This window comes from Sulfurirhabdus autotrophica (assembly GCF_004346685.1).
GTDB lineage: Bacteria > Pseudomonadota > Gammaproteobacteria > Burkholderiales > SMCO01 > Sulfurirhabdus > Sulfurirhabdus autotrophica.
On sequence record NZ_SMCO01000001.1, the window covers coordinates 305,744 to 327,820 of the forward strand.

Annotated in this window: 23 protein-coding genes; 7 read left to right on the forward strand and 16 right to left on the reverse strand. The window is 44.4% G+C overall.

Annotated features, from left to right (window positions below; genetic code table 11):
* Nucleotides 1-295 precede the first annotated feature (295 nt).
* On the reverse strand, nt 296-1,168 hold the full coding sequence (locus EDC63_RS01555) for a secretin N-terminal domain-containing protein (protein WP_399166031.1): 873 nt from the start codon (nt 1,166-1,168) through the stop codon (nt 296-298).
* A gap of 516 nt (nt 1,169-1,684) precedes the next feature.
* Between EDC63_RS01555 and EDC63_RS01560 the strand changes: the two genes are divergently transcribed.
* Together EDC63_RS01560 and EDC63_RS01565 are read left to right on the forward strand one after the other, a co-directional pair.
* Complete coding sequence (locus EDC63_RS01560) at nt 1,685-2,014, forward strand: hypothetical protein (protein WP_132920866.1); 330 nt, start codon at nt 1,685-1,687, stop codon at nt 2,012-2,014.
* Nucleotides 2,015-2,062: 48 nt separating this feature from the next.
* A complete protein-coding gene (locus EDC63_RS01565; protein WP_124947706.1) occupies nt 2,063-2,473 on the forward strand; it encodes a hypothetical protein in 411 nt (136 codons plus the stop codon).
* Between the two features lie 329 nt (nt 2,474-2,802).
* On the opposite strand, the gene EDC63_RS01570 is transcribed toward EDC63_RS01565, so the two are convergent.
* Nucleotides 2,803-2,985: a hypothetical protein gene (locus tag EDC63_RS01570; protein WP_124947705.1), complete on the reverse strand. Its 183-nt coding sequence runs from the start codon at nt 2,983-2,985 to the stop codon at nt 2,803-2,805.
* Between the two features lie 80 nt (nt 2,986-3,065).
* Between EDC63_RS01570 and EDC63_RS01575 the strand changes: the two genes are divergently transcribed.
* The 3 genes from EDC63_RS01575 (at nt 3,066) to EDC63_RS01585 (ending at nt 5,000) form a co-directional block, all read left to right on the forward strand.
* A complete protein-coding gene (locus EDC63_RS01575) occupies nt 3,066-3,296 on the forward strand; it encodes a hypothetical protein (RefSeq protein ID WP_124947704.1) in 231 nt (76 codons plus the stop codon).
* Between the two features lie 93 nt (nt 3,297-3,389).
* The gene (locus EDC63_RS01580) at nt 3,390-4,211 is read left to right on the forward strand and encodes a DODA-type extradiol aromatic ring-opening family dioxygenase (RefSeq protein WP_124947703.1); all 822 of its coding nucleotides are present in this window, start codon (nt 3,390-3,392) and stop codon (nt 4,209-4,211) included.
* A 174-nt stretch (nt 4,212-4,385) separates the two neighbouring features.
* Nucleotides 4,386-5,000, forward strand: coding sequence for a zinc ribbon domain-containing protein (locus EDC63_RS01585; protein WP_124947702.1), 615 nt, complete (start codon nt 4,386-4,388; stop codon nt 4,998-5,000).
* Nucleotides 5,001-5,107: 107 nt separating this feature from the next.
* On the opposite strand, the gene EDC63_RS01590 is transcribed toward EDC63_RS01585, so the two are convergent.
* The 8 genes from EDC63_RS01590 to EDC63_RS01625 all read right to left on the reverse strand — a co-directional run bounded on the left by EDC63_RS01590 (nt 5,108) and on the right by EDC63_RS01625 (nt 13,459).
* Entirely contained in the window at nt 5,108-5,587 is a 480-nt protein-coding gene (locus EDC63_RS01590; RefSeq protein ID WP_124947701.1) for a hydrogenase maturation protease, read from the reverse strand.
* Nucleotides 5,584-6,885 (reverse strand): Ni/Fe hydrogenase subunit alpha, encoded by a 1,302-nt coding sequence (locus EDC63_RS01595; protein ID WP_124947700.1) that lies wholly within the window; start codon nt 6,883-6,885, stop codon nt 5,584-5,586. The genes EDC63_RS01590 and EDC63_RS01595 overlap by 4 nt, the downstream gene beginning before the upstream one ends.
* A gap of 15 nt (nt 6,886-6,900) precedes the next feature.
* Nucleotides 6,901-7,674, reverse strand: a complete 774-nt coding sequence (locus tag EDC63_RS01600) for an NADH-quinone oxidoreductase subunit B family protein (protein WP_223272267.1) — start codon at nt 7,672-7,674, stop codon at nt 6,901-6,903.
* Nucleotides 7,671-8,501 (reverse strand): FAD/NAD(P)-binding protein, encoded by an 831-nt coding sequence (locus tag EDC63_RS01605; RefSeq protein ID WP_124947699.1) that lies wholly within the window; start codon nt 8,499-8,501, stop codon nt 7,671-7,673. Before EDC63_RS01605 ends, EDC63_RS01600 begins: the two co-directional genes overlap by 4 nt.
* A complete protein-coding gene (locus EDC63_RS01610; protein ID WP_124947698.1) occupies nt 8,498-9,628 on the reverse strand; it encodes a 4Fe-4S dicluster domain-containing protein in 1,131 nt (376 codons plus the stop codon). Before EDC63_RS01610 ends, EDC63_RS01605 begins: the two co-directional genes overlap by 4 nt.
* A gap of 167 nt (nt 9,629-9,795) precedes the next feature.
* Nucleotides 9,796-10,977 carry a methyl-accepting chemotaxis protein gene (locus EDC63_RS01615; protein ID WP_124947697.1) on the reverse strand — a complete coding sequence of 394 codons (1,182 nt, stop codon included), beginning with the start codon at nt 10,975-10,977 and terminating at the stop codon, nt 9,796-9,798.
* A gap of 115 nt (nt 10,978-11,092) precedes the next feature.
* Nucleotides 11,093-12,772 (reverse strand): ABC1 kinase family protein, encoded by a 1,680-nt coding sequence (locus EDC63_RS01620; RefSeq protein ID WP_124947696.1) that lies wholly within the window; start codon nt 12,770-12,772, stop codon nt 11,093-11,095.
* A 30-nt stretch (nt 12,773-12,802) separates the two neighbouring features.
* Nucleotides 12,803-13,459, reverse strand: coding sequence for a DUF6781 family protein (locus EDC63_RS01625; RefSeq protein WP_124947695.1), 657 nt, complete (start codon nt 13,457-13,459; stop codon nt 12,803-12,805).
* A 121-nt stretch (nt 13,460-13,580) separates the two neighbouring features.
* On the opposite strand from EDC63_RS01625, the gene EDC63_RS01630 reads away from it, so the two are divergent.
* Nucleotides 13,581-14,123, forward strand: a complete 543-nt coding sequence (locus tag EDC63_RS01630; protein WP_124947694.1) for a C40 family peptidase — start codon at nt 13,581-13,583, stop codon at nt 14,121-14,123.
* Here EDC63_RS01630 and EDC63_RS01635 read toward each other — a convergent pair.
* From EDC63_RS01635 to EDC63_RS01650, 4 genes are all read right to left on the reverse strand, one after another.
* Nucleotides 14,074-14,976: a patatin-like phospholipase family protein gene (locus EDC63_RS01635; protein ID WP_124947693.1), complete on the reverse strand. Its 903-nt coding sequence runs from the start codon at nt 14,974-14,976 to the stop codon at nt 14,074-14,076. The genes EDC63_RS01630 and EDC63_RS01635 overlap by 50 nt on opposite strands.
* Nucleotides 14,977-15,122: 146 nt before the next feature.
* On the reverse strand, nt 15,123-15,878 hold the full coding sequence (locus EDC63_RS01640; protein WP_124947692.1) for a PepSY domain-containing protein: 756 nt from the start codon (nt 15,876-15,878) through the stop codon (nt 15,123-15,125).
* Nucleotides 15,875-16,408, reverse strand: a complete 534-nt coding sequence (locus tag EDC63_RS01645) for an FMN-binding protein (protein WP_124947691.1) — start codon at nt 16,406-16,408, stop codon at nt 15,875-15,877. Before EDC63_RS01645 ends, EDC63_RS01640 begins: the two co-directional genes overlap by 4 nt.
* 93 nt (nt 16,409-16,501) lie before the next feature.
* A complete protein-coding gene (locus tag EDC63_RS01650) occupies nt 16,502-17,770 on the reverse strand; it encodes a porin (protein WP_124947690.1) in 1,269 nt (422 codons plus the stop codon).
* A gap of 253 nt (nt 17,771-18,023) precedes the next feature.
* On the opposite strand from EDC63_RS01650, the gene EDC63_RS01655 reads away from it, so the two are divergent.
* The gene (locus EDC63_RS01655) at nt 18,024-21,068 is read left to right on the forward strand and encodes a response regulator (RefSeq protein ID WP_132920868.1); all 3,045 of its coding nucleotides are present in this window, start codon (nt 18,024-18,026) and stop codon (nt 21,066-21,068) included.
* Between the two features lie 157 nt (nt 21,069-21,225).
* Here the strand turns inward: EDC63_RS01655 and EDC63_RS01660 are convergent, their stop codons facing one another.
* Together EDC63_RS01660 and EDC63_RS01665 are read right to left on the reverse strand one after the other, a co-directional pair.
* Nucleotides 21,226-21,603, reverse strand: coding sequence for a DsrE family protein (locus EDC63_RS01660; RefSeq protein ID WP_124947687.1), 378 nt, complete (start codon nt 21,601-21,603; stop codon nt 21,226-21,228).
* A 75-nt stretch (nt 21,604-21,678) separates the two neighbouring features.
* On the reverse strand, nt 21,679-21,915 hold the full coding sequence (locus tag EDC63_RS01665) for a hypothetical protein (protein WP_124947686.1): 237 nt from the start codon (nt 21,913-21,915) through the stop codon (nt 21,679-21,681).
* Nucleotides 21,916-22,077: the final 162 nt, after the last annotated feature.

Here is a 22,077-nt window from a genome sequence, read left to right on the forward strand (position 1 = left end):
TCATCACAGATTGTATGTTACAAGTCACATCAACTCCGCGCCTCAGCGCCTCTGCGGTTAAAAACCCATTTCTTATATTACAAAAACCCCAAAATTTGCAAAATTTGTCAATCCAACTGAATTTTCTAAGTAGTTCCCATCCAGAAACGCTACATCCCCCTCTCCCCTTGTGGGAGAGGGTTGGGGAGAGGGGTTGAATTTCAAGGGGTTATCACCCTTTCCCTAGCCCTCTCACATCAAGGGGGAGAGAAAAACAGATGTTTCCAGATGGGAACTAGTTAATTAGTCAAAAAACTTACTTTAACTCTTCCACTTTAAGCAATATCCGGCGCTGATCCTGCCCGGTTTCATTGGTAGAATAAGCAATGCCAGATTCGTTTACAGAACGTTCCTGATTAATTCCGCCAATTTCCATCCATTCCCCAATCCGGCCAGAAACCTCAGTCTGGGCTTGTTGAATGTTGATGCGCCCCCGGCTGTCTACCGTATTATTCTGAGGAGAAATTTCCAGCGTCACTCGATTCCCCTGAATTCTCGGCCTCACATAAAACCCACTGGTCACATCCCGGTAAGAAGTACCCTGTATTACGGTAACAGTCTGCCCGTTTCTCACCACAGTTCTTTCCGGTACAGGCACGGAAGTACCCATACGAATAAAAGCTTGTCCTCCTTCAAGCACTTGCAACTGCTGGGTGTTTGCAGAATCTTCCTGCCTTTGTGAGCTATATACGCGGGCACGGGCAACATCACCACCGCGCCCTACTTCAATAGACCCGCCATCCCTGCTTCTGGTGCTTCCCACCACAACCCTGGCATTGTCACCCACACCCAAACGCCCTGAAACCTCGGCTTCCTTACCTTCTATATCACGCTGCGTACTCTGCTTCACCGTGATCAGCAGCTTTCGCTGAACTGTATCAATCTGATTCAGAATTTCCTTTATTTGGCTCAGATTGGCAGGCGTAGCGCGGATAATCAGTTGATTATTCATCCCATTAATTGCTCCCTGCTTTTCAACAAATGGCTGAAGAATCGGCAACACCTGATCCACAGTTCTGTGTTTTAGAGGAATAATTTCAAGCACAGTTTGGTCAGCGTAGCTTAATGAAACAGGGGAAAATAATGTCAAAAACAGAAATGGCCATAAGCATGATTTTATAAGCCTCACGGAAATACTCCATTCAAAATTGCTGATAGGTGAATATAGTAAACTGAATATTAACAGACAGAAAATAATATTTTAGAAGTGCACTATTAACTTGATTGGGGTAAAACTGGGTTGTTTATACGCTTAGAAATATCGCAAACTGATTTGATAAGATTCACAATCAGAATGCATCCCAAAATTATGCAATTCAAGACAAAGCCATATGCAGATAGCCTGAGATAATCAAAAGCCCTAAACAAGCATTTAATATATTTTATGCCTTTAGGCTATATTGTACGTTATAGTTGTTCCGCAAAGTTGCGACAACATCCAGTATGCCTCGTGCACGGATATACATACCTTGCATTTAAATGCAGGACTGACGAAAAAGGGGTTTTATATAGGTCGTGTAATTGATACATACCCATTGATTTTACGTGGAAAATTCTGATGAAATATGTTTAATACGTCACTATGATGTATTACTTTCCGTCTTTTAGGACGGCTACTTAACGTTAGGAATTCGGAGGAATTACCGTGGCCATGATCAAGTGCAAGGAATGTGGGGGCGAAGTCAGCTCGAAAGCTGATGCTTGCCCCAAATGCGGTGTTCGATTGAAAGCCAAGCCATCTGGCTGCATTGTCGGCTTCTTCAAGCTTATCGGCGGGATTGTTGGCACAATTATCGGCCTGATGGTTGCTATTTCATTCCTCTCAGGCGGCGACAAACGCGATCCACTTCAAGAGCTTGAAAGCAGGTGTCGAGCACTGTCCGATTCATATTCCATCGAATCTGAAAAGCCGACCGTCTATTCAAGTTGTGTGTCTTCGGGCAAGGCAGCACTGAAGTCTCGCGGTGTGAATTAGCCGCGACTATCAAAACATATAATTAACCTTAACAGGAAGGACTCGATCATGAACAAGAACCACATTGGACAACTGGCGCTGGCACTTGTGCTCATGGCTTCGCACATAGTTGCCCATGCCGGTGTTTGTGAATACGCAGACACGACCTACGCGAAAATCTCTACTGGCTTAGCCGGTGCCGGAGTTGCAACAGGCATCGGTCTAAATGTCGCTGGAGTAACTGCGCTCGCACACAGTTCAGGTGCCGCAATTGCAGCTACCGCTTCCAGCGGCTACTTGGCGGGAACATTGGGCACCGTCGGAACTGTAGTCGGTTTTGTTACCGCCCCTGCCACCCTCGTGGTTGGCGGAGTCGCAGTAGTGGCGGCAGGTGGAACAATTGCTTATTGCCACTACACGAAAGACGAAAGACCAGGAGTGCCTGCGCGTCCTGCTTCTGCGCATGGCAAAGCAAAATAAATGCAGTGCTGCTCGCTCAACCACGTGCAGTCGCCGTCTCGCCAGCACCGCCTTTTGAGGCAACATCTAGTCGTCACGCCATTCCTAACCCTTATGAGGCCCCACTGTGTCAAGAGGCAAAGAATTGCCTTTGACTTGACGCGAAGCGTTTAGTCTAAGTATTCACGTCACTCCAGACGAATGAACATGCGCTGACTTGATTTCAACAGCTGGCGCGAAACATGTCCTGCACCAAACACCTATCGGGGCTCTACAGCATCGATGTTGCACGACACCATTACAGACAGTTGGTCTGTGCCCCAGAAATAATATCGTGCCCTTGTACCGGCTCATTCATCGCATCGGGTTGAGATCTTGCGATCTTTCCAGTTATAGCCGAGCTCGGGTAAGGGGCAGTACACGCACAACACCTTCCATACCGTGTTATGAGAGGAACGAAGCGGTCCGTCAATCACGGCAGCGGGCTGCCAGGATGCTGTCCATTGACCATTGGGCGTTCTTTGACGCAGCATGTCATGGGCTATAGGCGGGCTGATCCCTGTGGCGAGTTAGACGTCGAACTGGACCGCTTCCTCCTTAATCTGCAAAAAACTTGTCTCTGTCGAATACGTGGTGGCTAGAATGGGATTTTTGTGTGCAAACCGTTGGTTGGGCTGTTGGCTGGTGTGCTTGTCGCACACTAACATTAGGTCGCTTCCCGGCAGAGAAGATTACGCAAGTGGATGATGACGCCCCATTTCAGGCCTTCATCGTTGAAATCATTGGTTTGGCGCTTATTGCACTTACCATTTACCAACTTTCCGAAAGTTGGCCTAGAATGTGAGAAGCACGCCCTTTAAAATACAGCACAGCCGTGATTTGACCTGAATAGTTGGCCTGCAACCCAGTTCTTGATACTTTCCCAACAGGAGTTTCAATGATTAACAAAACATCTGAAACGCTTTCACCTGTTTTATATCTTCCCCATGGTGGGGGTCCCCTGCCCTTGCTTGGCGATGAAAGACATGCGGAGTTGGTGAATTTTCTGAAGGAAATTGCAACCAGAATTAGCGAACCTTCAGCGATTTTGGTGATCAGTGCTCACTGGGAAGCAGAGCAGCCGACGATAACGAGTGGCAGCCATCCAGAGCTAATCTATGATTACTTTGGATTTCCTGCGGAATCTTATGAAATACAATATCCTGCTCCAGGTAACCCGCCACTGGCTCACGAAGTACTTGAACTGATACAACGCAGCGGTGTATCAGCAATACTTGATGATCGGCGTGGTTTTGACCATGGATTGTTTGTGCCACTTAAGCTGATGTATCCGAATGCGAATATTCCTTGCATCCAGCTATCATTACTGAATCATTTAGACCCATTGCAACATATTGCAATGGGAAAATCTTTGGCTGCTTTACGTAAAAATAATGTGCTGATTATTGGGTCAGGTATGTCGTTCCATAATATGCGGGCATTTTTTTCATCGGACACCAACAGTAACAAAGAAAGCGAATTATTTAATGACTGGCTGATCGAAACCTGCGCAAGTCAGACGATTCCAACTGAAGAACGTGAGCAGAGACTGATTGAGTGGGAAAAGGCACCGTCTGCAAGATTTTGTCACTCTAGAGAAGAGCATCTTTTGCCTTTACATGTTTGCTTTGGCATCGCATGCGCTGAAACACCCATAGCCGAAGTGGTATTCAATCAGGGAGTCATGGGGAAAAGAGTAGCGGGCTTGCTGTGGAAATAGCTTTGTGGAATACCTCTATGCAAACCTATCTAATGAGGCACAGGTATATCCGGATTGCTCGTTCAGGTTAGGCTTCCCAGCCTAACATTCGACAATATTTTCGCTACAATAAAGAAAACAGGACTTTGTTTACGTTGGGCTACACAAACTGGAAACGAGGAAAGGTATCAACCTATGTTCTGCTCAAATTGTGGCGCGAAGATTTCTGGCAAATTCTGTTCGGAATGTGGTGAACCTGTCACCGTTCTTGATACTCCCGAATCGCAGCCCACCGATTGGACTCAGGAATTTAACTATGAAAAGCTGGTTAGCCTACCGAAAGTAAAGGAAATGATAGCTAAACATTCATCTATGTCCAAAAAAACCGTATCTGGAGAGGAGTTTTTAGCCATAGCCGATAAAATCATACCGCTACCGATTTCCCTGGAAAAACTGACCTCCGTTGCTCAACCGATCTCAGCAAGACTTGGCATTAAGACTGGAAAAGAACGTTCTCAAAATCTGACTATTCCCATTGGTACGGCAATTGTTTCGGCCCTCTGCTCTTTGGCTCGCCATGGCCAGGTTTTGCAGCAGGTTCACCAGTTTGAAGATGGATGTCTACTTGAATCAACCTTACCCTCAGACATGTGGTCTTTCGCTGGTACGCTCTATGTAACATTGCGAAAGACACAATCAGGTACACGCATGGATTGCGCGACTCATATTGAAGGTCAGTTCTTTGACTGGGGAAAAAGCAACCGCTGTATAGATGAACTCTTCGCTGACATCCAATCTACCCCCGCATGAAGAAAATACTTTCCCTACAAGTGATACTGAGCGGTCAGTGACATTAGTAACACTTTAGCCCAGAAAAGTATTCACACTATGTGAGTTTTATTTTGCAATATTGATCTTCAATTTTCATTTCTTTCAAGTATAACTGTCACTTCATCCTCTATTGCATTAACCAGCGCCGGAATTGCCTCACGTACTGTGTCACTCATACCCATTGCTGGATCAGCCGATACTATTTCCATTCCCCATAACACAACATTCGCAGGTGCCTCCCCCAACGCTTGAGCTAATTTTAAAGCCTCTGCCAAGCCGAATCCATGGGTTGAAGTTTGATTTTGAAACGCCTGGTGAATTGCATTACCTTCCAAGCGATACAAGGTTCCGGGAGTTGCCTCCGTTATAATGGCATCTATCAATATAACTATTTCTGCCCCATGCATTAACCTGATCAGGTTTGCGCCTGGTCGATCATGCATTGAAACGGATAAGTTATTCAGGTCTAAATTTTGCTGTAATACCTTAGCGACTAACCACCCTACTTCATCATCGCCTAACGGTGACCCAATACCCAAAATTCGGATAGGTGCAGCGACTTTCATTCCCGCTCAACGCGCAAATCAAGAAAATGCGTGGCACAAGAAATGCAGGGATCATAGTTACGAATGACAGTTTCTGCACGGTGGCGAATGATGTCGTCCGGCTGATCAAAACCAAGCTGTTCTATACTGAGCTTCAAATCTTCTTCTATGCGCGCCTGATTTTGACTGGTGGGAGGGACTATCCGAGCATTTACTACTTGTCCGCGACCATCCATTTCATATTTATGCCACAAAATGCCTCTGGGTGCCTCGGTGCACCCGTAACCTGTCCCTGCTTTTGGCTGCGATTCACTATATGAACTGTTTGGTAATTCATAGGCTTCCAGTAACCGAATGGCTTCAACAAACGCATAATGAATTTCAATCGCTCGCGCCACCAAACTGTGATACACATTTTGAGATGGCCAGGTAATACCCGTGGATTCAGCATTTTTGCGAACACTGGCTGGTAACTTGTCCCAATTCAGATTTAGCCTCGCCAGTGGGCCAACCAGATAAGGTTTTCCGTTGTGTAAGCAATGCAATGCGGTTGAATAAGGTACTTGATGTTCGATAAATTCATTTTCAAAATCAGAAATAGCGATATCCATACCACGGCTGGAAACCAGTCGGCCTTCGTTCATGGGATATTCGTCTGGATGGCTAAGGCTAACGCACTCAAAATCCTGCTGAATAGCAGGGAAATTCAGCCCACCGGTCCATCTGACCAGTGCTTCAGCTTCGGGTAAAAGGGTTTTTAATTGTTGAAGCAACGATTGAGCAGCGGCAATGGCAGGTGCATGGTAAAAACCTCCAACCCGTGCACCAACAGGATTAACTGATCTCCCACCCAAAAAAGAAATAATATCATTGCCCAGACCTTGTAGTCTGAGACCACGACGCACCTCGTCTGGATAGTCCTTCGCCATTTCTGGCGCGCTGTTAAACCCTAGATAATCCGGTGCGGCAAGCAAATGAATGTGCAGGCTGTGAGATTCGATCCATTCCCCACAATAAAACAGGCGGCGCATAGCCCTCACCCACGGGCTGGTGGTCGTACCAAAAATACTTTCGATTGCATGGGAAGCACTCATTTGGTATGCCACAGGACAAATTCCACAGATTCTGGCTACCATGTCTGGCACTTCTTCGTATCTTCTGCCTTCCAGTAACTTTTCAAATAGCCTTGGCGGCTCAAAGATGCGCAGATTCAATTCGCTGATACGCCCGTCTTTCACCTTGAGTGACAACGCACCTTCACCTTCTACTCTGGCGAGTATGGGGACTGTTATTGAAATATCCCGGCGCTGATCATTCATATGTGCTGCCTGCCCTCACTTCTTTTCTGTTAGCTTAAATGCATCAGCCGCACTATGGATAAACTGAAAACGGTGTGCAACCTGGTCAGGCAATAGACCTAATCCTTCAAAGCGGCGAGAAAGCGATGCTGCGTTAACTTGTTCTGAAGGGCCATAACATGCATAGCAATCTCGTCCGAAGCTTGGGCAAAGCGCACCGCATCCGGTGCGCGTAACCGGCCCCATACAGGGCTTGCCCTGTGACACCAGAACGCACACATTGCCTTTGCGTTTGCATTCCATGCAAACACTGTCAGCATTAACCGCAGGCCGCACACCAGACAACTTATCCCGAATTGCCTGAATGATCTGGCGCGAGCTAACAGGGCAACCCCATAACTCCAGATCCACTTTCACATGTTTTGCTATTGCGTCAGAAGCCGCCAGACTTTGGATGTGCTCAGGTGAGGCGTAAATAGCGGCGACCCAGTCAGCGCTATTTTCAGCCCCATTTCGCAGCGCCTGAATGCCGCCTGAGGTTGCGCAGGCACCCATCGTAATCACATATTCGCTGTTCTTTCGAATTTTCTGAATGCGTTCAATTTCAGAGGGTGTAGATACGCTACCTTCAACAAAAGCAATATCAACTTTTGCATATGTATCCACTTTTCCTGTCTCGGCAAAATGTAGAATATTCACTTGTTCAGCCAATTGCAGGAATGCTTCACCCATGTTTAAAAACGCAAGCTGACAGCCATCACAGGAGGTGAATTTATGGACAGCAATGCTTGGTTTCGGCAAATTAATCAAAATCCCTTTATTCCCAGCAGTTCCTTCACATCAGGATATGCAAACACAGGACCGTTTTTGCAGATAAATTTCCCACCATACTGACAGTGGCCACAATGTCCTATGGCGCATTGCATATTGCGTTCCATACTCATGTAAATTGAGTGTTCCGGCATTCCTCGTTCAAGCAACAAACGAATAGCGGCAATCATCATACCTTCTGGTCCGCACATCATGGACACCGAAACAGCAGAGTCAAACTTTACTTCGGAAAATAAATCAATGACAGAACCTACGTGCCAAGGCCATAGCGCCTCACCTGAACTGGCCGACAAAAAAACCCGTGTATCGGGAATTTTAGCCCAGGCATCGTATTGCTCACGATAAATCATGTCTCGCGGATGTTTCACACCCTGAATAATGGTCAGTTTACCGTACCTGTCCCGCCTCTTCATGATGTAGTTAATCACAGAAACCACAGGGGCACAGCCTAAGCCTCCTGTGACAATAATCACATCCTTGCCCTCTGCCGCTTTAAGCGGCCAACCCCGTCCATAAGGGCCACGAATACCAATACGGTCTCCCACTGCCAATTTTGCCATTCCTTCCGTAACTCGCCCAACTGACCTGATTGTATGACCAAGCAGGTGAGGCTCTTGCGGATCGGAAGAAATGGAAATCGGTACTTCTCCAACACCAAACAGATACAACATATTGAATTGGCCAGGCTGAAATTGATAGGACCTGCCCATCTCAGGGTCCGTCAAACGCAAGTGCAAAGTAAAAACAGTATCAGTTTCCTGATGGCGCTCCATTATTTCCGCTTCATAGGGCAAATAGGGATTCATAACGCCCCTTCACCGGATTGCCAGAAACGGTCTCCACCGCAAATGATGTTGACCTCTTCCACCATATCAATCGCTGCAGGGCACCATGTCATGCAACGACCACACCCCACACATCCACTGGTACCAAATTGGTCATGCCAGCTACCTAGCTTATGCGTCAGCCATTGACGGTAACGATGTGTAATCTCCGGGCGTGTCTGCATACCATGGATATACCCATGCCCTTCACTAAAACAGGAGGCCCACTGCCGCATATGTACGCTCGAATTGCCATCCAGAGCAGGCACTTCAGCTTCAGTATGGCAAAAACAAGTGGGGCAAACCTGAGTGCAATTACCACAAGACAAGCAACGTTCTGCTACATTTTCCCATCGTTCGTGGTGTAAATTGGCAAATAGGGTTTTACGCAAATCCTCTTCTGGCAAGGAGCGTGTCTGAGTTGTAGCCGCGTATTCAGTGGCACTGTTAGATAGTAAAATCTGTTCTTCTATAGCAGTACCCAAATTCAGCTCTGATAAAATAATTCCACCCATTTCACTACCAGCCTGAACAACGAATCCGTCATCCAGTTCTGTCAGCACAATGTCAAAACCAGAATCGCACCTTGGACCATTTCCTGCAGAAACACAAAAGCAGGTAGATGCACTATGAGTGCAATTTACTCCCACCAAAAACACTGATTCACGACGCCTGGCGTAGTAAGGATCGATATAATCCCCTTGCAAGAATACCTTGTCCTGAATTTTAAGCGCCGCCAGATCACAAGCACGTGCACCTATAACCGCAATAGACTTAGTTTCTGGTAGCAGCCCATCTACTACAAAACCTTCATCGTTCTTATGCGCACGCCACATCGGTTCTTCCGGCGCAAAGAAAAGCGGTTTTAATGCTTGCGGACCGTTTGCCCAGGCAAAAAAACGCTGATCTCCATTTTGCTTAACTCGATATTCACCAGGTTTTTGCGAGTCTCTATACCCTTTTGGCAATGCTTCTACACTGGTAAATGCTTCATATAGAATTGCGCCATCCCTGAGCTGAGGGCCAATACATTGGTAACAATGATTGGAAATGCAAGTCAGAAAAAACTGAAAACGTTCACGAGGGAGATAGAAAAGCTTATCCGTCATAGGGAATAGCCAAACTATAAAAGAAAAATCCTAAACCTGCTTTAAACAAGTTTAGGATAAATACTACTGGAGAGAGCTTTAAATAATGAAACTTCATAATGAACTCCTATGAGTTCATTATAGTCAGTACAGAAACATATTCCAGCTGAAAATCAGCTGGAATTGAATTAACTCAGTTTGAATGCCTTGACTGTTGCATCCAGATTTTCTGCCAGTTCTACCAGTGCCTCTGCTTTGGAAGAACCTTCACGTGTATTCTGAATAGTTCCGTCAATTAAACTACCAATCTCCACGATGTTTTCACGGATACTGCTTACGTCTTCATTCTGGAGATCTGTTGCCTGAGCAATATCCTGAACCATGCGAGTAACCAGTTCTACGCCAGCCACAATTTTCTTCAAGGCACTTCCTGCTTCACGGGCCATTTCTACCCCGCTACGCACTTCAGTCGTACCCGTTTCCATTGTTTTGACTGCTTGACCTGTTTCTTGCTGGATAGACTGAATCATCTGGCTGATTTCCTGAGTAGCATGCGTCGTTTTCTCCGCAAGCTTTCTCACCTCATCAGCTACCACCGCAAAACCACGTCCCTGTTCACCGGCACGTGCAGCTTCAATGGCAGCGTTCAAAGCCAGCAAGTTGGTTTGTTCTGCAATTTCTTTAATCACCGCTACGATAGCGCCAATTTTATCCGAACTTTCACCCAGATTTTCTACAGCTTGAGCGGCCTCATTCACAGCCTGGCTGATTTTATCCATGCCACTGATTGTTTGCTGTACAACCACACCACCCTGGCTAGCCACACCCGCAGCCTCACGTGCCTGGCTTGCAGCTTCATTTGAATTCTGATTAATTTCAGAAACGGTATGGGCAAGATGATCAATCGCTTTATTGATCTGGCCAGCACGATCAGCTTGCTGATCCACATTCTTGTTGATTTGCCCCATCAGGGAACGAATACCACTACTATCTGCACGGACAGTACCACTTAAACCAGAGGTCTGACCGATCAATTGGCGCAGATTTTCAGTCATACCATTAAAACTGTCGATAATTTCACCAATAGTATCTGCGCTAGACATAGAGCAAGCAAAGCTTAAATCTTTATTTGAGATGGAAGTGGCAACTTCAGAAATCCTTCTCAGTTTTTGCAGCAGGATAACGTTCAGTAACCAGTAGTTGACGAAACCAATAATGATACCTGCTACCAAACACCCGACTACGAACCAGACCAGCATGCCTGGCTTCCATTCCACAAAGAAATCGGCATAAAAAGGAAAAACTGCCGCAACAGCAACACCAAAACCCAAAAACGAAAACAACAAGTTACGTAGTATGCTTGGTCTCATAAAATTTATTCCACTCCGCTTTATTTTTTTACCTACCGAACTTATCGGTCGAAACGTAATAAAACTTTAGATATAAATGTCAGTTATTACAATAATTGTTTTTTGTGACACCCATTCACTCTTTGCCAGAACGCCAGATAGAAAAAATAATCCAGATGCTGTTTAAAAATGCCACAAAAAATCCAAGCAATCCAAACAGCGGCAAGCCAAATACGGTTGGCCCACCTTTTACTGTCATCACGATGGATGAGCCTATCACCAGTGAAGCAGTCAAAATACCTAAAGTCAAACGATTCGTACTGCGATCAAGTTGCGAACCAAAATGGTCAAGCCGTTTCAGATCTAGATCAATTTTTAGTTTGCCACGTCGCGCTTCACGTAAAAGCTTGGCTAGATCCCTTGGAAGTGCTGTTGCAATTTCCATCAGGTCTTTTAAACCATGTTGCCCTCGTTTTAATAAGGCAGCAGGTTTATAGCGTTCTGTAATCACGCTGCGGACAAATGGCGTCAGATGCTCAAGCATATGAAACTCAGGGTCCAGTTGCTGCCCTAAACCTTCCAGCGTAATAAGCGCTTTGAACAAAAGCGTTAAATCCGATGGCAAAACCAGTCCGTTTTCACGCATGATCACCGTTATTTCACTTAATAGCGGGCCAAGCCTGAGATCTTTTAACTGCACATTATCAAAATTAAAAACAAACTCACTGACATCTGTCGCCAATTTCGTTTCATTAACTGCGCCATCACCTGTCCAATCCATCAGTACATCGAGCATGCCCTCTTCATCTTTTTTGGCCAAGGCATATAACAAATTAACAATCTGATTGCGTCTATAATCAGTGATTCTGCCAACCATGCCAAAATCAATAATACCAATACGATTTTCAGGCAGATAAAATACATTACCCGGGTGCGGATCAGCATGAAAATAGCCATGAATCATGATCATTTTCAGCACAGCATCTGCTCCCCGTGCAGCTAATAGCTTACGATCTAAACCTGATTCATCCACTTTTTTAAGGTTAGTGCCCGGTATGCCCTGAATGGCCTCCTGTACATTCATGATTTCACTGGTGTACTCCCAATATACCTGTGGCACGACTACAGTGGGATCATCCTGAAAATTGTTTCTGAAACGATCAATATTACGCGCCTCCATCGCAAAATCCAGTTCGCGACGCAAAGACCGTTTAAATTGTGAAACAACCTGGCTGGGCTGATACCGGCGCGACTCCGGTATTTCCGATTCAATCAGTCGTGCGAGATGCGCCAGAATACGTAAATCAGCTTCAATGACAGATTCAATACCTGGGCGCCGGATTTTCAACACAACGGGAGTGCCATCCTGCAACTTGGCCAGGTGAACCTGCGCAATAGAAGCCGCTGCAAATGGAATAGCGTTTAAATCACGAAAAATCTCATCAGGCGCTTTTCCCAGTATCTTTTGAAGGTCCGGTAGCAGATCTTCAAAAGGTACAGGAGGAACTTCACTTTGCAGCTTCTCGAATTCTGCAATCCAGTTAGGCGGAAAAATATCGACTCTGGTAGCCAACACCTGACCCAATTTGACAAAAGCGGGCCCAAGTTCTTCTAGCGCACGCCTTACCCTTACTGCAGGCTCAAGCTGGCTGATTTCACTTGCTTCTTTCCAATGAAGGATTCTTCCCGCGCGTTCAAGAATATTTCCGATTCCTATGAGGCGAACAAAATCCCCGCCACCATATCGAATCATGACTGAAGTGATGTCATGCAGACGTGAAATATCCCGCATGACATTGATTGTTTCCCAAAGCATCTGACAACCTTAATTTAAACAGGAATCTTATTATTTTTTAGATTTTTCATGTAGCGCATCTGCCAACCCGGAAAAAATCCCACTGGCAATCGTGGCCAAACGTTTGCTCACTTCTCGTGCTGCCTCTTTTCCGGTAGTTGCACTCCCGTCCAAAGTAGATTTCAACCGGCTTCCAAATTCGTTAACTGCCTCAGCAACCTTTGCACCCGTATCTGTCCCGGCTCGTCTTGCATGGGTTATCAGATCAGTCATTTCTTGCTTGACCTTGCTACTGGCACCCTCTGCTACATGACTAACAGTTGAGAGAAAATCTTCTTCCAGTAATTTCAAATTATCCAGCGCATCCTTCAGCTCATGATCTGTAAAGTCTTTACTTTGAGAAGTTAGCTGCCGCAGCGCCAAATGCGTTGCCTGTGCAGACTTCATTAAAGCCTCATCAAGACCAGCTATTGCTTCGGAAAGTGCAGATTTAATTTCACCAGACCGTTTATCCAGACCAAGGTTAATACCCTCTGTGACAGACTTGATGACACTTTTTATTTCCTTAGTATCCAGACTTTTTGAGTTCAGTGCCTGTATCGTTGTATCTCGCACTCTTGTACGAATATCTTTATCCTGCTGAACACTTTCACTTATAGCCCCCTTCAGGCTCTCGTCTGATACAGTGTTTTGTCCAATTTCACTCATAACATTCTCCACTTAAAGATTGACTATTATCGGAATACTATATGAATATTAACGCTATTTAATATGAAACGTACATAAATTTGCTTTACAAAAACACCAACCATCAGTTACATTTGTGCCCATGAATTATCGCGTAGCACTATTATCTGTCAGTATCATCCTCAGTTCAGCCACTTCAAACGCGGCAGAACCGACTGATTTAAATAACAAAGCCGACAGTCAACCAATCACAGCTTCACAAGAAAAATCGCCTGGCCACGTTTCCGAATTGCTGATGAATGCCCTAAGCCTTGTAGGTGTGAAATATAAATACGGTGGAAGCTCCCCTGAAACAGGTCTGGATTGTAGCGGTTTTGTGGGACACGTATTTGAAAGCGCGGCTGGCTTGGTGTTGCCTCGTTCTGCTTCTGAAATCAGTACGGTAGGGAGTAAAGTTACAAAGAGTGAGCTTCGCCCTGGTGATCTGGTGTTTTTTAAAACCATGCGCAAAGCCATTTCACATGTTGGCATTTATCTGGGAAATAACCGCTTTATTCACGCAAGCAGCAGCTCAACTGGCAGCGTCTTGATTTCCAACATGAAAGAATCTTACTGGGCAAAGCGCTTCATGACTGCTAATCGGGTAGACCTTTCCAACCCTTCTTCTGTAAAACCTGTCGAATAAGAGGCAATGCAGCTTGCGTTGCTTTCTCACCTTCCAGGATAGCAAGATGTCTTTGCTCAAAATCTGCAGCACCAATAACCCCCGTTTCAGGTCGAATAACGACATCTGCATCTGCTAGTTCATAACGACTGATAGTCTGTCCCATGATACTGAAAGTTTGCAATAACAGATCGATACTATCTTTAATTTTCGCCAATTTTGGTTTGGCTGAGATATCAACCGCAATAATAATGTCTGCCCCCATATCCCCTGCCGCTTTCACGGGTACCGGACTGGTTAACCCCCCGTCTACATATTCACGGCCGTTTATGCTGGCAGGTTGAAATAAACCAGGCACACTGCTGGAAGCCCGAACAGCCATTCCCGTGTTGCCACGACGAAATACAGCCTGCTCTCCCGACTGCAAATCCGTTGCCACTGCTGCAAATGTTTTGCTTAATTTTTCTATTGATTTGTTTTGCAAAGCGGTATTAATAAAATTTTGAAGACTGTCACCTTTGATAAATCCGCGATTGGGTAAAGTCCAGTCCCCAACATTGGATTCAGCCATTTTGAAAGCTATTTTTTGCAGCTCAAAACCAGTATAACCGCCTGAATACAACGCACCTACCACACTGCCAGCGCTCGTACCCACCACAATATCCGGTACAATACCCTGGGCTTCAAGTGCTTTAATTACGCCGATATGAGCAAATCCGCGTGCCGCACCACCTCCCAGAACCAATGCGATTTTCGGTTGGGGTTGCTTGGTCACAACGACGGGTTTGGGTGACTCTTTCGGCGCAGGTAAAATTGAGCAGGCACCAATAAAAGCCAATGAAAACAGGATTAAGACATTTTGTTTTAAAAACATTTTTGTTGTATGTATGCTGCGCACGTTAATAATCATGAAAAAGTTAAAGCATGCGTCAGACACCTAACAGCATTTTTCGTTCAATCGGTCTGATAGTCATTTAGAAAGTCGCTCGAAAATAACTGTGAATGTAAATGCTTCGCGGATTAATGTGATTTGTTCTGCATTCTACCTTGTTTTACAGATCGCCAATAAATCCAGACACCACTCATGCCTAACGTAAGCAAAGCAAACGCAACAAAGTCCATCACCCAAGGACCATAATGACCAAATAACCTGCCACTATGTAAATCCAGTAAGATGCGCTGGGCTGGCAGGCCCGGTGCCAATAATTCTGATTGCTGTTGCAGTGTTTTATCGGGTAAAGAAGCAAGGCTTACCCAGACAGTATGATTAACCGATGCATTATCCCAGTTTAACCCATCACCACTGGTAAAAATGCCATCCGCAGTTTTCAGCACGATGCTTTCCCCGGTTTTTCCCACAGCAATGATCGGATAACCTGGCAGAGATAGTTTCTCTACTTTATCCAACAACTGTCCATCTTGCTGAAACATATAAAGCTGAGAAGCGGTTGCAATATAGGCTATACCCGAAATTTCAATAGCGCCTACCGGCTGACCGCTTCCGTGCAGCACCCTGGTTCCCCATGCCCATTTTTCGCCATACCATGATAAAAATTCATGGCCAAGTAAATATCCCTGTGTGGGAAAATTGGCGTGAATGCCATACCAACGCATAAGCCACGGCGTTGAAACTTCCATTTTATCCAGCTTAAGCGCTTCCTCATGATTCAGTGCCAGCCCTGTGAATACAAGCAATACCAGAAACAAAGCAGCAAATACACCTACCCTGGCATGCCAGCGTCTGATTAGTCGAATATAATGAATTCTCAAACTCATTTTGCTTTACTCAACTGATCATAGTACAAAGCAAGGCGAGCCATACGCTCCATAGCATGAACAGAAAGCGTAGCACCTGAAATTCCATCAACAGAATGTTCAAGTCGATTATCGGAAGTATTAGATAGTCCTTTGAATTGGTTTAAGAATGCAGGGTATTTTATTTCCATGCCACGACTTTCTCGATACACCAGTACCTTGGCTTGATCAATCTTGCCATCCATTACTATAAAGCCAGCGGTGATTAAATCTTCTTTCCCAATTTCTTCCAAAATCCATAACGTTTTAACACCGTCGCTCCAATAACGTTGCCGTAATTGAGTTGGCGCGTGTCCAAGTATAGTCATTACTTGAGATTCAACATTTTTTGTTAGCCAAATGGTCTTGACTAGCGGTTTATTACTAAACGCATTGGCTACAAAAACTTCCGGCTCCATAATGACGCGATCCAAGGCACTAACTGGCAATGAAAAAAACAAAACACAAATTGTAACAATCATTGTTAAAGCTGAACGAGCTGGTTTTCGCATAATCTTCTTTTAAAACCGTATTTTTTTCCAGTATAAAACAAACGGCCAGGAATAATATTCCTGGCCAAATCATCCTTCCAACCGATTAACTGGTTAGAACATATAACCTATACCTAAATTATACCGATCCTTCTTATTGTCAGTCTTAAAATTTTGAATGTCTGCCTTTAGCACTACCTGAGGATGCAATTTAAAATTAACACCCATGGTCGTCACTGTTTCATTGTTAAGCGGGTCGGATGCATAACCATCTGCAACAGAAGCTTGCGTGTTATATCGTTCGTACCTAATAAAAGGCGCCACATCAAAATCACCCTTTTTCCATACGTGATAGGCAGCCTGTGTGTACCAACCATATAAGGACTTAGGTGCCACAACACCTGTCGCAGCGCTAACTTTATCTGCATCGTTCATAGTGCCGCGTGCATATAACGCTTGCAAATCAAGCCCACCTACTGTGTAATTTGCATGCAGATCCCACAACGTAACTCTTGCTGCCACTCCCTTAAGCGCCGCATTACTCGCTCCATCCTGACCTGTATTGCCAGAAAATACGCTACCGCCAACCAGTAACCCTGGCACACCACGATAATTTAATGCACCAAAAAACCCCAAATCATTGGCTGCGGCTTCTCCACCTGCAGTCCGGCTTTCACGCAGTCCATTTTCTGGCTTTTTGAATTTCCCTGCATTAAGACTTGTTGAAATACCAACATTGTATTCCAGCCCTGGCAGTGCTTCGCCTTGTGCCGAAAGGCCTAATTCACGCCATGTTGATGGAATGATCAATGATTCAACCTGATTGCGTTCTACGCCATAGAAGGTAGGCGGTTCGTGTGTCTCGTTGGTGATACCTATCGGCATCAACATTAAACCTGCTCTCGTGTTGATTTTGTCTGATATAGCATATTCGAGGTAAGCTTGCTCCATAGCCACCTCACCACCTTCCCCGCCCTCAATCCAGGAATGCTCAATTTCCAGCTCAGAATTAAAGCGCAATCTGTCATTAAACTTATGACCAAAGAACAACACAAAACGTCTTAAATCTGCTTGATCCTTAACACTGCTATCACGGTAATTGTTATAAATAGCTTCGCCATACCCCCCAATCACAGTAGGTGATTGGCCATAATCAAAACGTTTACCGCCAGTAGCAGATGCGTCATAACCAGGCATGTCACTAGCCAGACTGATTGTTGAAGATTTGCTTTGCGCTACCTGATTATTATTCATCTGTACTTTCAACGCTTCAATTTCTTGCTGAAGAATTTCCAGCTTTTCTTCAAGTGTTGGTTGTGCAGCAACCGCTTGTTCCATAAAGAACGCACTCGTTAACGCCAACGCTATCATTTTCTTACGCATATTCATCCTTTTTCCGTACATTCAATATTGAGAATCATTATTAACAACAATCAATACATGATAACAATTCTCATTACTATGTCAATATAAATAGCAATGATTCTCATTAATAATTATACAAACAACTTGAAATTAATTCATAACACTTTCACAACATATTGTAATTATTACTAATATGGTATCTAATCTAGTTAGAAATAAGACTGATCTGCTATACAGCTATCTGCCTACCGGCATGCAAAGGAATCTATAAATGTTTGCAAAAAACATGAAATTTAGTGTTGGCACCGGTTTTGCCGTTGTCCTGGCACTCATGATTTCGCTCACATTAATTGGTTTAAGCCAAATGTCTTCGATTAATGACCGCCTTGAACGTATTGTTGACGAGAACAATGTCAAAACAGAATTGGCAACCGTCATGCGCGATTCTATTCGTGACCGGGCTATCAGTATGCACACCATTGTGGTTCTGGATGACCCGTTCAAGATGGATGAAGAACTCCAGAATTTCTATCAATACGGTATCAACTTTACGTATGCACGCCAGAAGTTCGACAAAATGCCCCTCACCAAGGCTGAACAAGCCGTTTTGGAAAGACTGAGGAACGTCACCACGGCTACGCAACCTGTCGTAGTGAAAACAATTGAACTGGGGCTGGAAAACAACAAGGACGCCGCTTTCAAAATTCTGCAAACCGAAACTATTCCCATGCTGAGAGACCTTGTCAAAGAGCTCGATGAGCTCATGATGCTCCAGCGCGACTCAAGCAGAGTTGCAGCATCAGAAGCATCACAGGCTTATGAAAACACTCAGCTAATGATGATTACGTTAGGTATTATGGCAGTCATTTTAGGCATTTTGATTGCGATTTTTGTGATTCGCCGCGCAGCCGGACAAACAATTGAGATTGAGAAAGAACAACTTAAATATATGACGCTATTTGAATCTAATTCTGACGGTATCGTTATTTTTGATGAATCAGGATTTCTTAATTGCAACCAGGCCGCTCTCAATATGTTTTTAATTGGCTCTGTTGATGAGTTCATCCGTAAAAATCCTTCAGATCTTGGTCCTATCGAGCAAAGCAAGGGGATTGCTTCCGATAAATACGCAGCAGAAAATATGCATAAGGCTATGACTACGGGTCATGCATTTTTTGAATGGCTAGGCAAACGCTCAGACGGTACTTTATTCCCATCCGAAATTGCCTTGCATTCAGTAAAACTGGACGGAAAAATTGTAACGCAAGCTATTATCAGGGACATTACTGAGCGAAAGCTTGCTGACAAACAAATGAAATCGGCTTATGAAGCGGCACTTGAGGCAACACGGGTAAAATCAGAGTTTGTTGCCAATGTAAGTCATGAAATCCGTACACCTATGAACGGTATTATCGGAATGATCAGCCTACTAATGGATACCCGCCTCACCCACGAGCAAAAAGACTATGCAGAAACGGTTCGCGGTTCTGCAGAGTCACTTCTGACTATTATTAATGACATTCTGGATTTTTCAAAAATTGAAGCGGGTAAGCTTTCTCTTGAATCAATAGATTTTAATCTACATGAAACCATTGAAGATGTCTTTGAGTTGCTTGCAGAGCGTGCTCAAAGTAAAGGCCTCGATCTGTTATGCCATATACCGGCAGACCTAAGTAATTATTTTGTTGGTGATCCTGGACGTTTACGCCAAATTTTGATTAACCTGACTGATAACGCCATTAAGTTTACGGACTCTGGTGAGGTCATTTTGAAAGTCATCGCCAATAATGAAGATAACAACCATATAGAATTACTTTTTGAGGTTTCCGATACTGGCACTGGCATTACACCCGAAGAGCGAAACCGGCTATTCCAATCTTTTTCTCAAGCAGATGGCTCAACCACACGCAAACATGGGGGCACAGGTTTGGGCTTGGCCATATCCAAGCAACTGGTGGAAATGATGAATGGTTCCATCGGCGTGAATAGCACGCCAGGTAAAGGCAGCACTTTTTGGTTTAGAATTTCCCTTCAAAAGCAATGTATTGCAGATGATAAACCTTCCATCTCCGCCAACCTGCTAAGTGGCTTGCGTGCGCTCATCCTCAATAGCAATTCAAATGCCATACATATTTTGAATGAGCAGCTTTATTTTTGGGGCATGGATTGCATTGGCACCACACAACCTGATCAAGTCATAGAACTATTGCTGGAGGCGCAATCAGCAAATGCCGCGTTTGACATGATTATTATCGACATTCCGTTTACAAAACGCGATGGTTTGTCACTCTTCTCGGCAATAAAGACCGATAAAAGATTGCGCTCAATTAAAATACTCGCCCTGATCCCGCTATCACAGCGCCACCATGAAAAGGAATGGCGAATATCTGGTGCTAATCAATGCTTAGTGAAACCCGTGCGTCAGGCTAAACTACTACAGGCTTTAAGCAGCTTATCAGGACGTGCATCAAAAAATACGCCAAAGAACTCGGTGATGCCACGTCAGCCTGTAAAAAGTAAATCTTCATGCAATGTGCTTATTGCTGAAGATAATGTCGTAAACCAGAAAGTCATTTTGTATATATTACATAAACTAGGTATAAAAGCGGATCTGGCAACCACGGGAAGTGAAGCAGTATCTGCCATGTCCGAAAAATTATATGATTTAATTCTCATGGACTGCCAAATGCCTGAGATGGATGGATTTGAGGCAACAAAAGAAATCCGTCGATTTGAGAAGCTTCAAGCAGCTTCAAAAAAAGTGCCCATTATTGCCATGACTGCAAATGCTATGCCTGGTGATCGTGAAAAATGTCTTATATCCGGCATGGATGATTATCTGAAGAAACCACTACATCTTGCTGATATAGAAGGAATAATTAGCCAACACATCCCATCGTTCCAAAGCAATTCAGAATCAACAGCCACACCCGAAGCTAGCAGTTCAGATGAGGCACTTGCCCCGCCAATCGATTTAGAGCGCGTTAAACGTGTATTTGGGAAAGACCATGAGATCGTACAAGAATTGCTCCAACTTTACCTAACGAGCACACAGTCATCATTTGAAAGGCTACAAACAGCAATTAAAAATGAAGATAATCTATCTGTGGCTCGTGTTGCTCACGAAATTAAAGGCGCTTCTGCCTACATTGCGGCAAATGAAATTAAGGAACTGTCTACGCTACTGGAACAAGCCGCAAAATCGCAAAATTGGATTAAGGTGAAAGAACACTTTGATGATTTAGAGTCAGCTTACATACGCGCATGGGGCTTTGTAAATGATCTGGATATTGAAGAAAGTGCATTTCCAGCTTAAGCTGGACACTCTATTTTGTTCATTTCCCGTTCAATAGGTATTGGGAAAAGAAATACACAGCATCGGTGAGAAATAATCGCCGATGCTGTGTATGTTTTAAAGACTGAAGCAGGAAAAACAGCAAACACCTGTAAATCAGGTGCCAATTAACTGAAAATCAATAAGAAATTGATTTCCACTCATCATCCAGAACCCGACACATATAAGATGCCCCACCTGCAACGCCTGTGCATTCAGGGATTAAAATATCCTTGGTTATGGAATAGGCATCCAAAGCGCCACCACATGCAAAAAACTTTGCGCCCAGTTCAGCAGCGTCCTGCATAAACCCATATACAGATTTAACTTTGTTATCAGAAGGGAATATCTTGTCAGCGACGCCATTTACTAGCAAGCGAGTTGCACGACTGGCAAAATAAATTTCAACTTCTACATCCATAGCCGCAGCTGACGCTGCCTGAAAAAAAGGCGTACCACAAAGATGGGGGTTTTCAGGATCAATCGTAAGTAGCATCATGACTAGCTTTTCAGCCATTTCGTCACTCCAGGTAAACAGTTATAAGCTAAAGTACACGAGCAACGACAAATCTGTCAACAGAATGACTCAATTTCACGCCATGGTTTTACTAACGTGCCATGCTGTGTTGTGACTGGCTTGCAATTTGTGACGGACTTCCGCTTTATGCACTGCCTGAATTAATTCGGTAGCTAACACTCGTGCCTGCGCAGGGGTCATAAAACACCCTTGAGACTGTTGATCCGAAAGAGCAACCCGTACTAAATTTTGCCCTTTATCGTCATTTTCCAGAGAAACTTCTACTTTCAAATTGTTAATGGACGTATTCATTTATGGCAGACCCCTTCAAGTTTATTTCTGACTAGTCAGCATTATAATTGTTCTACATTACAACTATATGCAACATCCATGCCAGATTAATCTTTGTTTCAAAAACCAATTAAAATATTATTAATCATTATGTTATACCATTTAATGAGTTCATAAGCAATA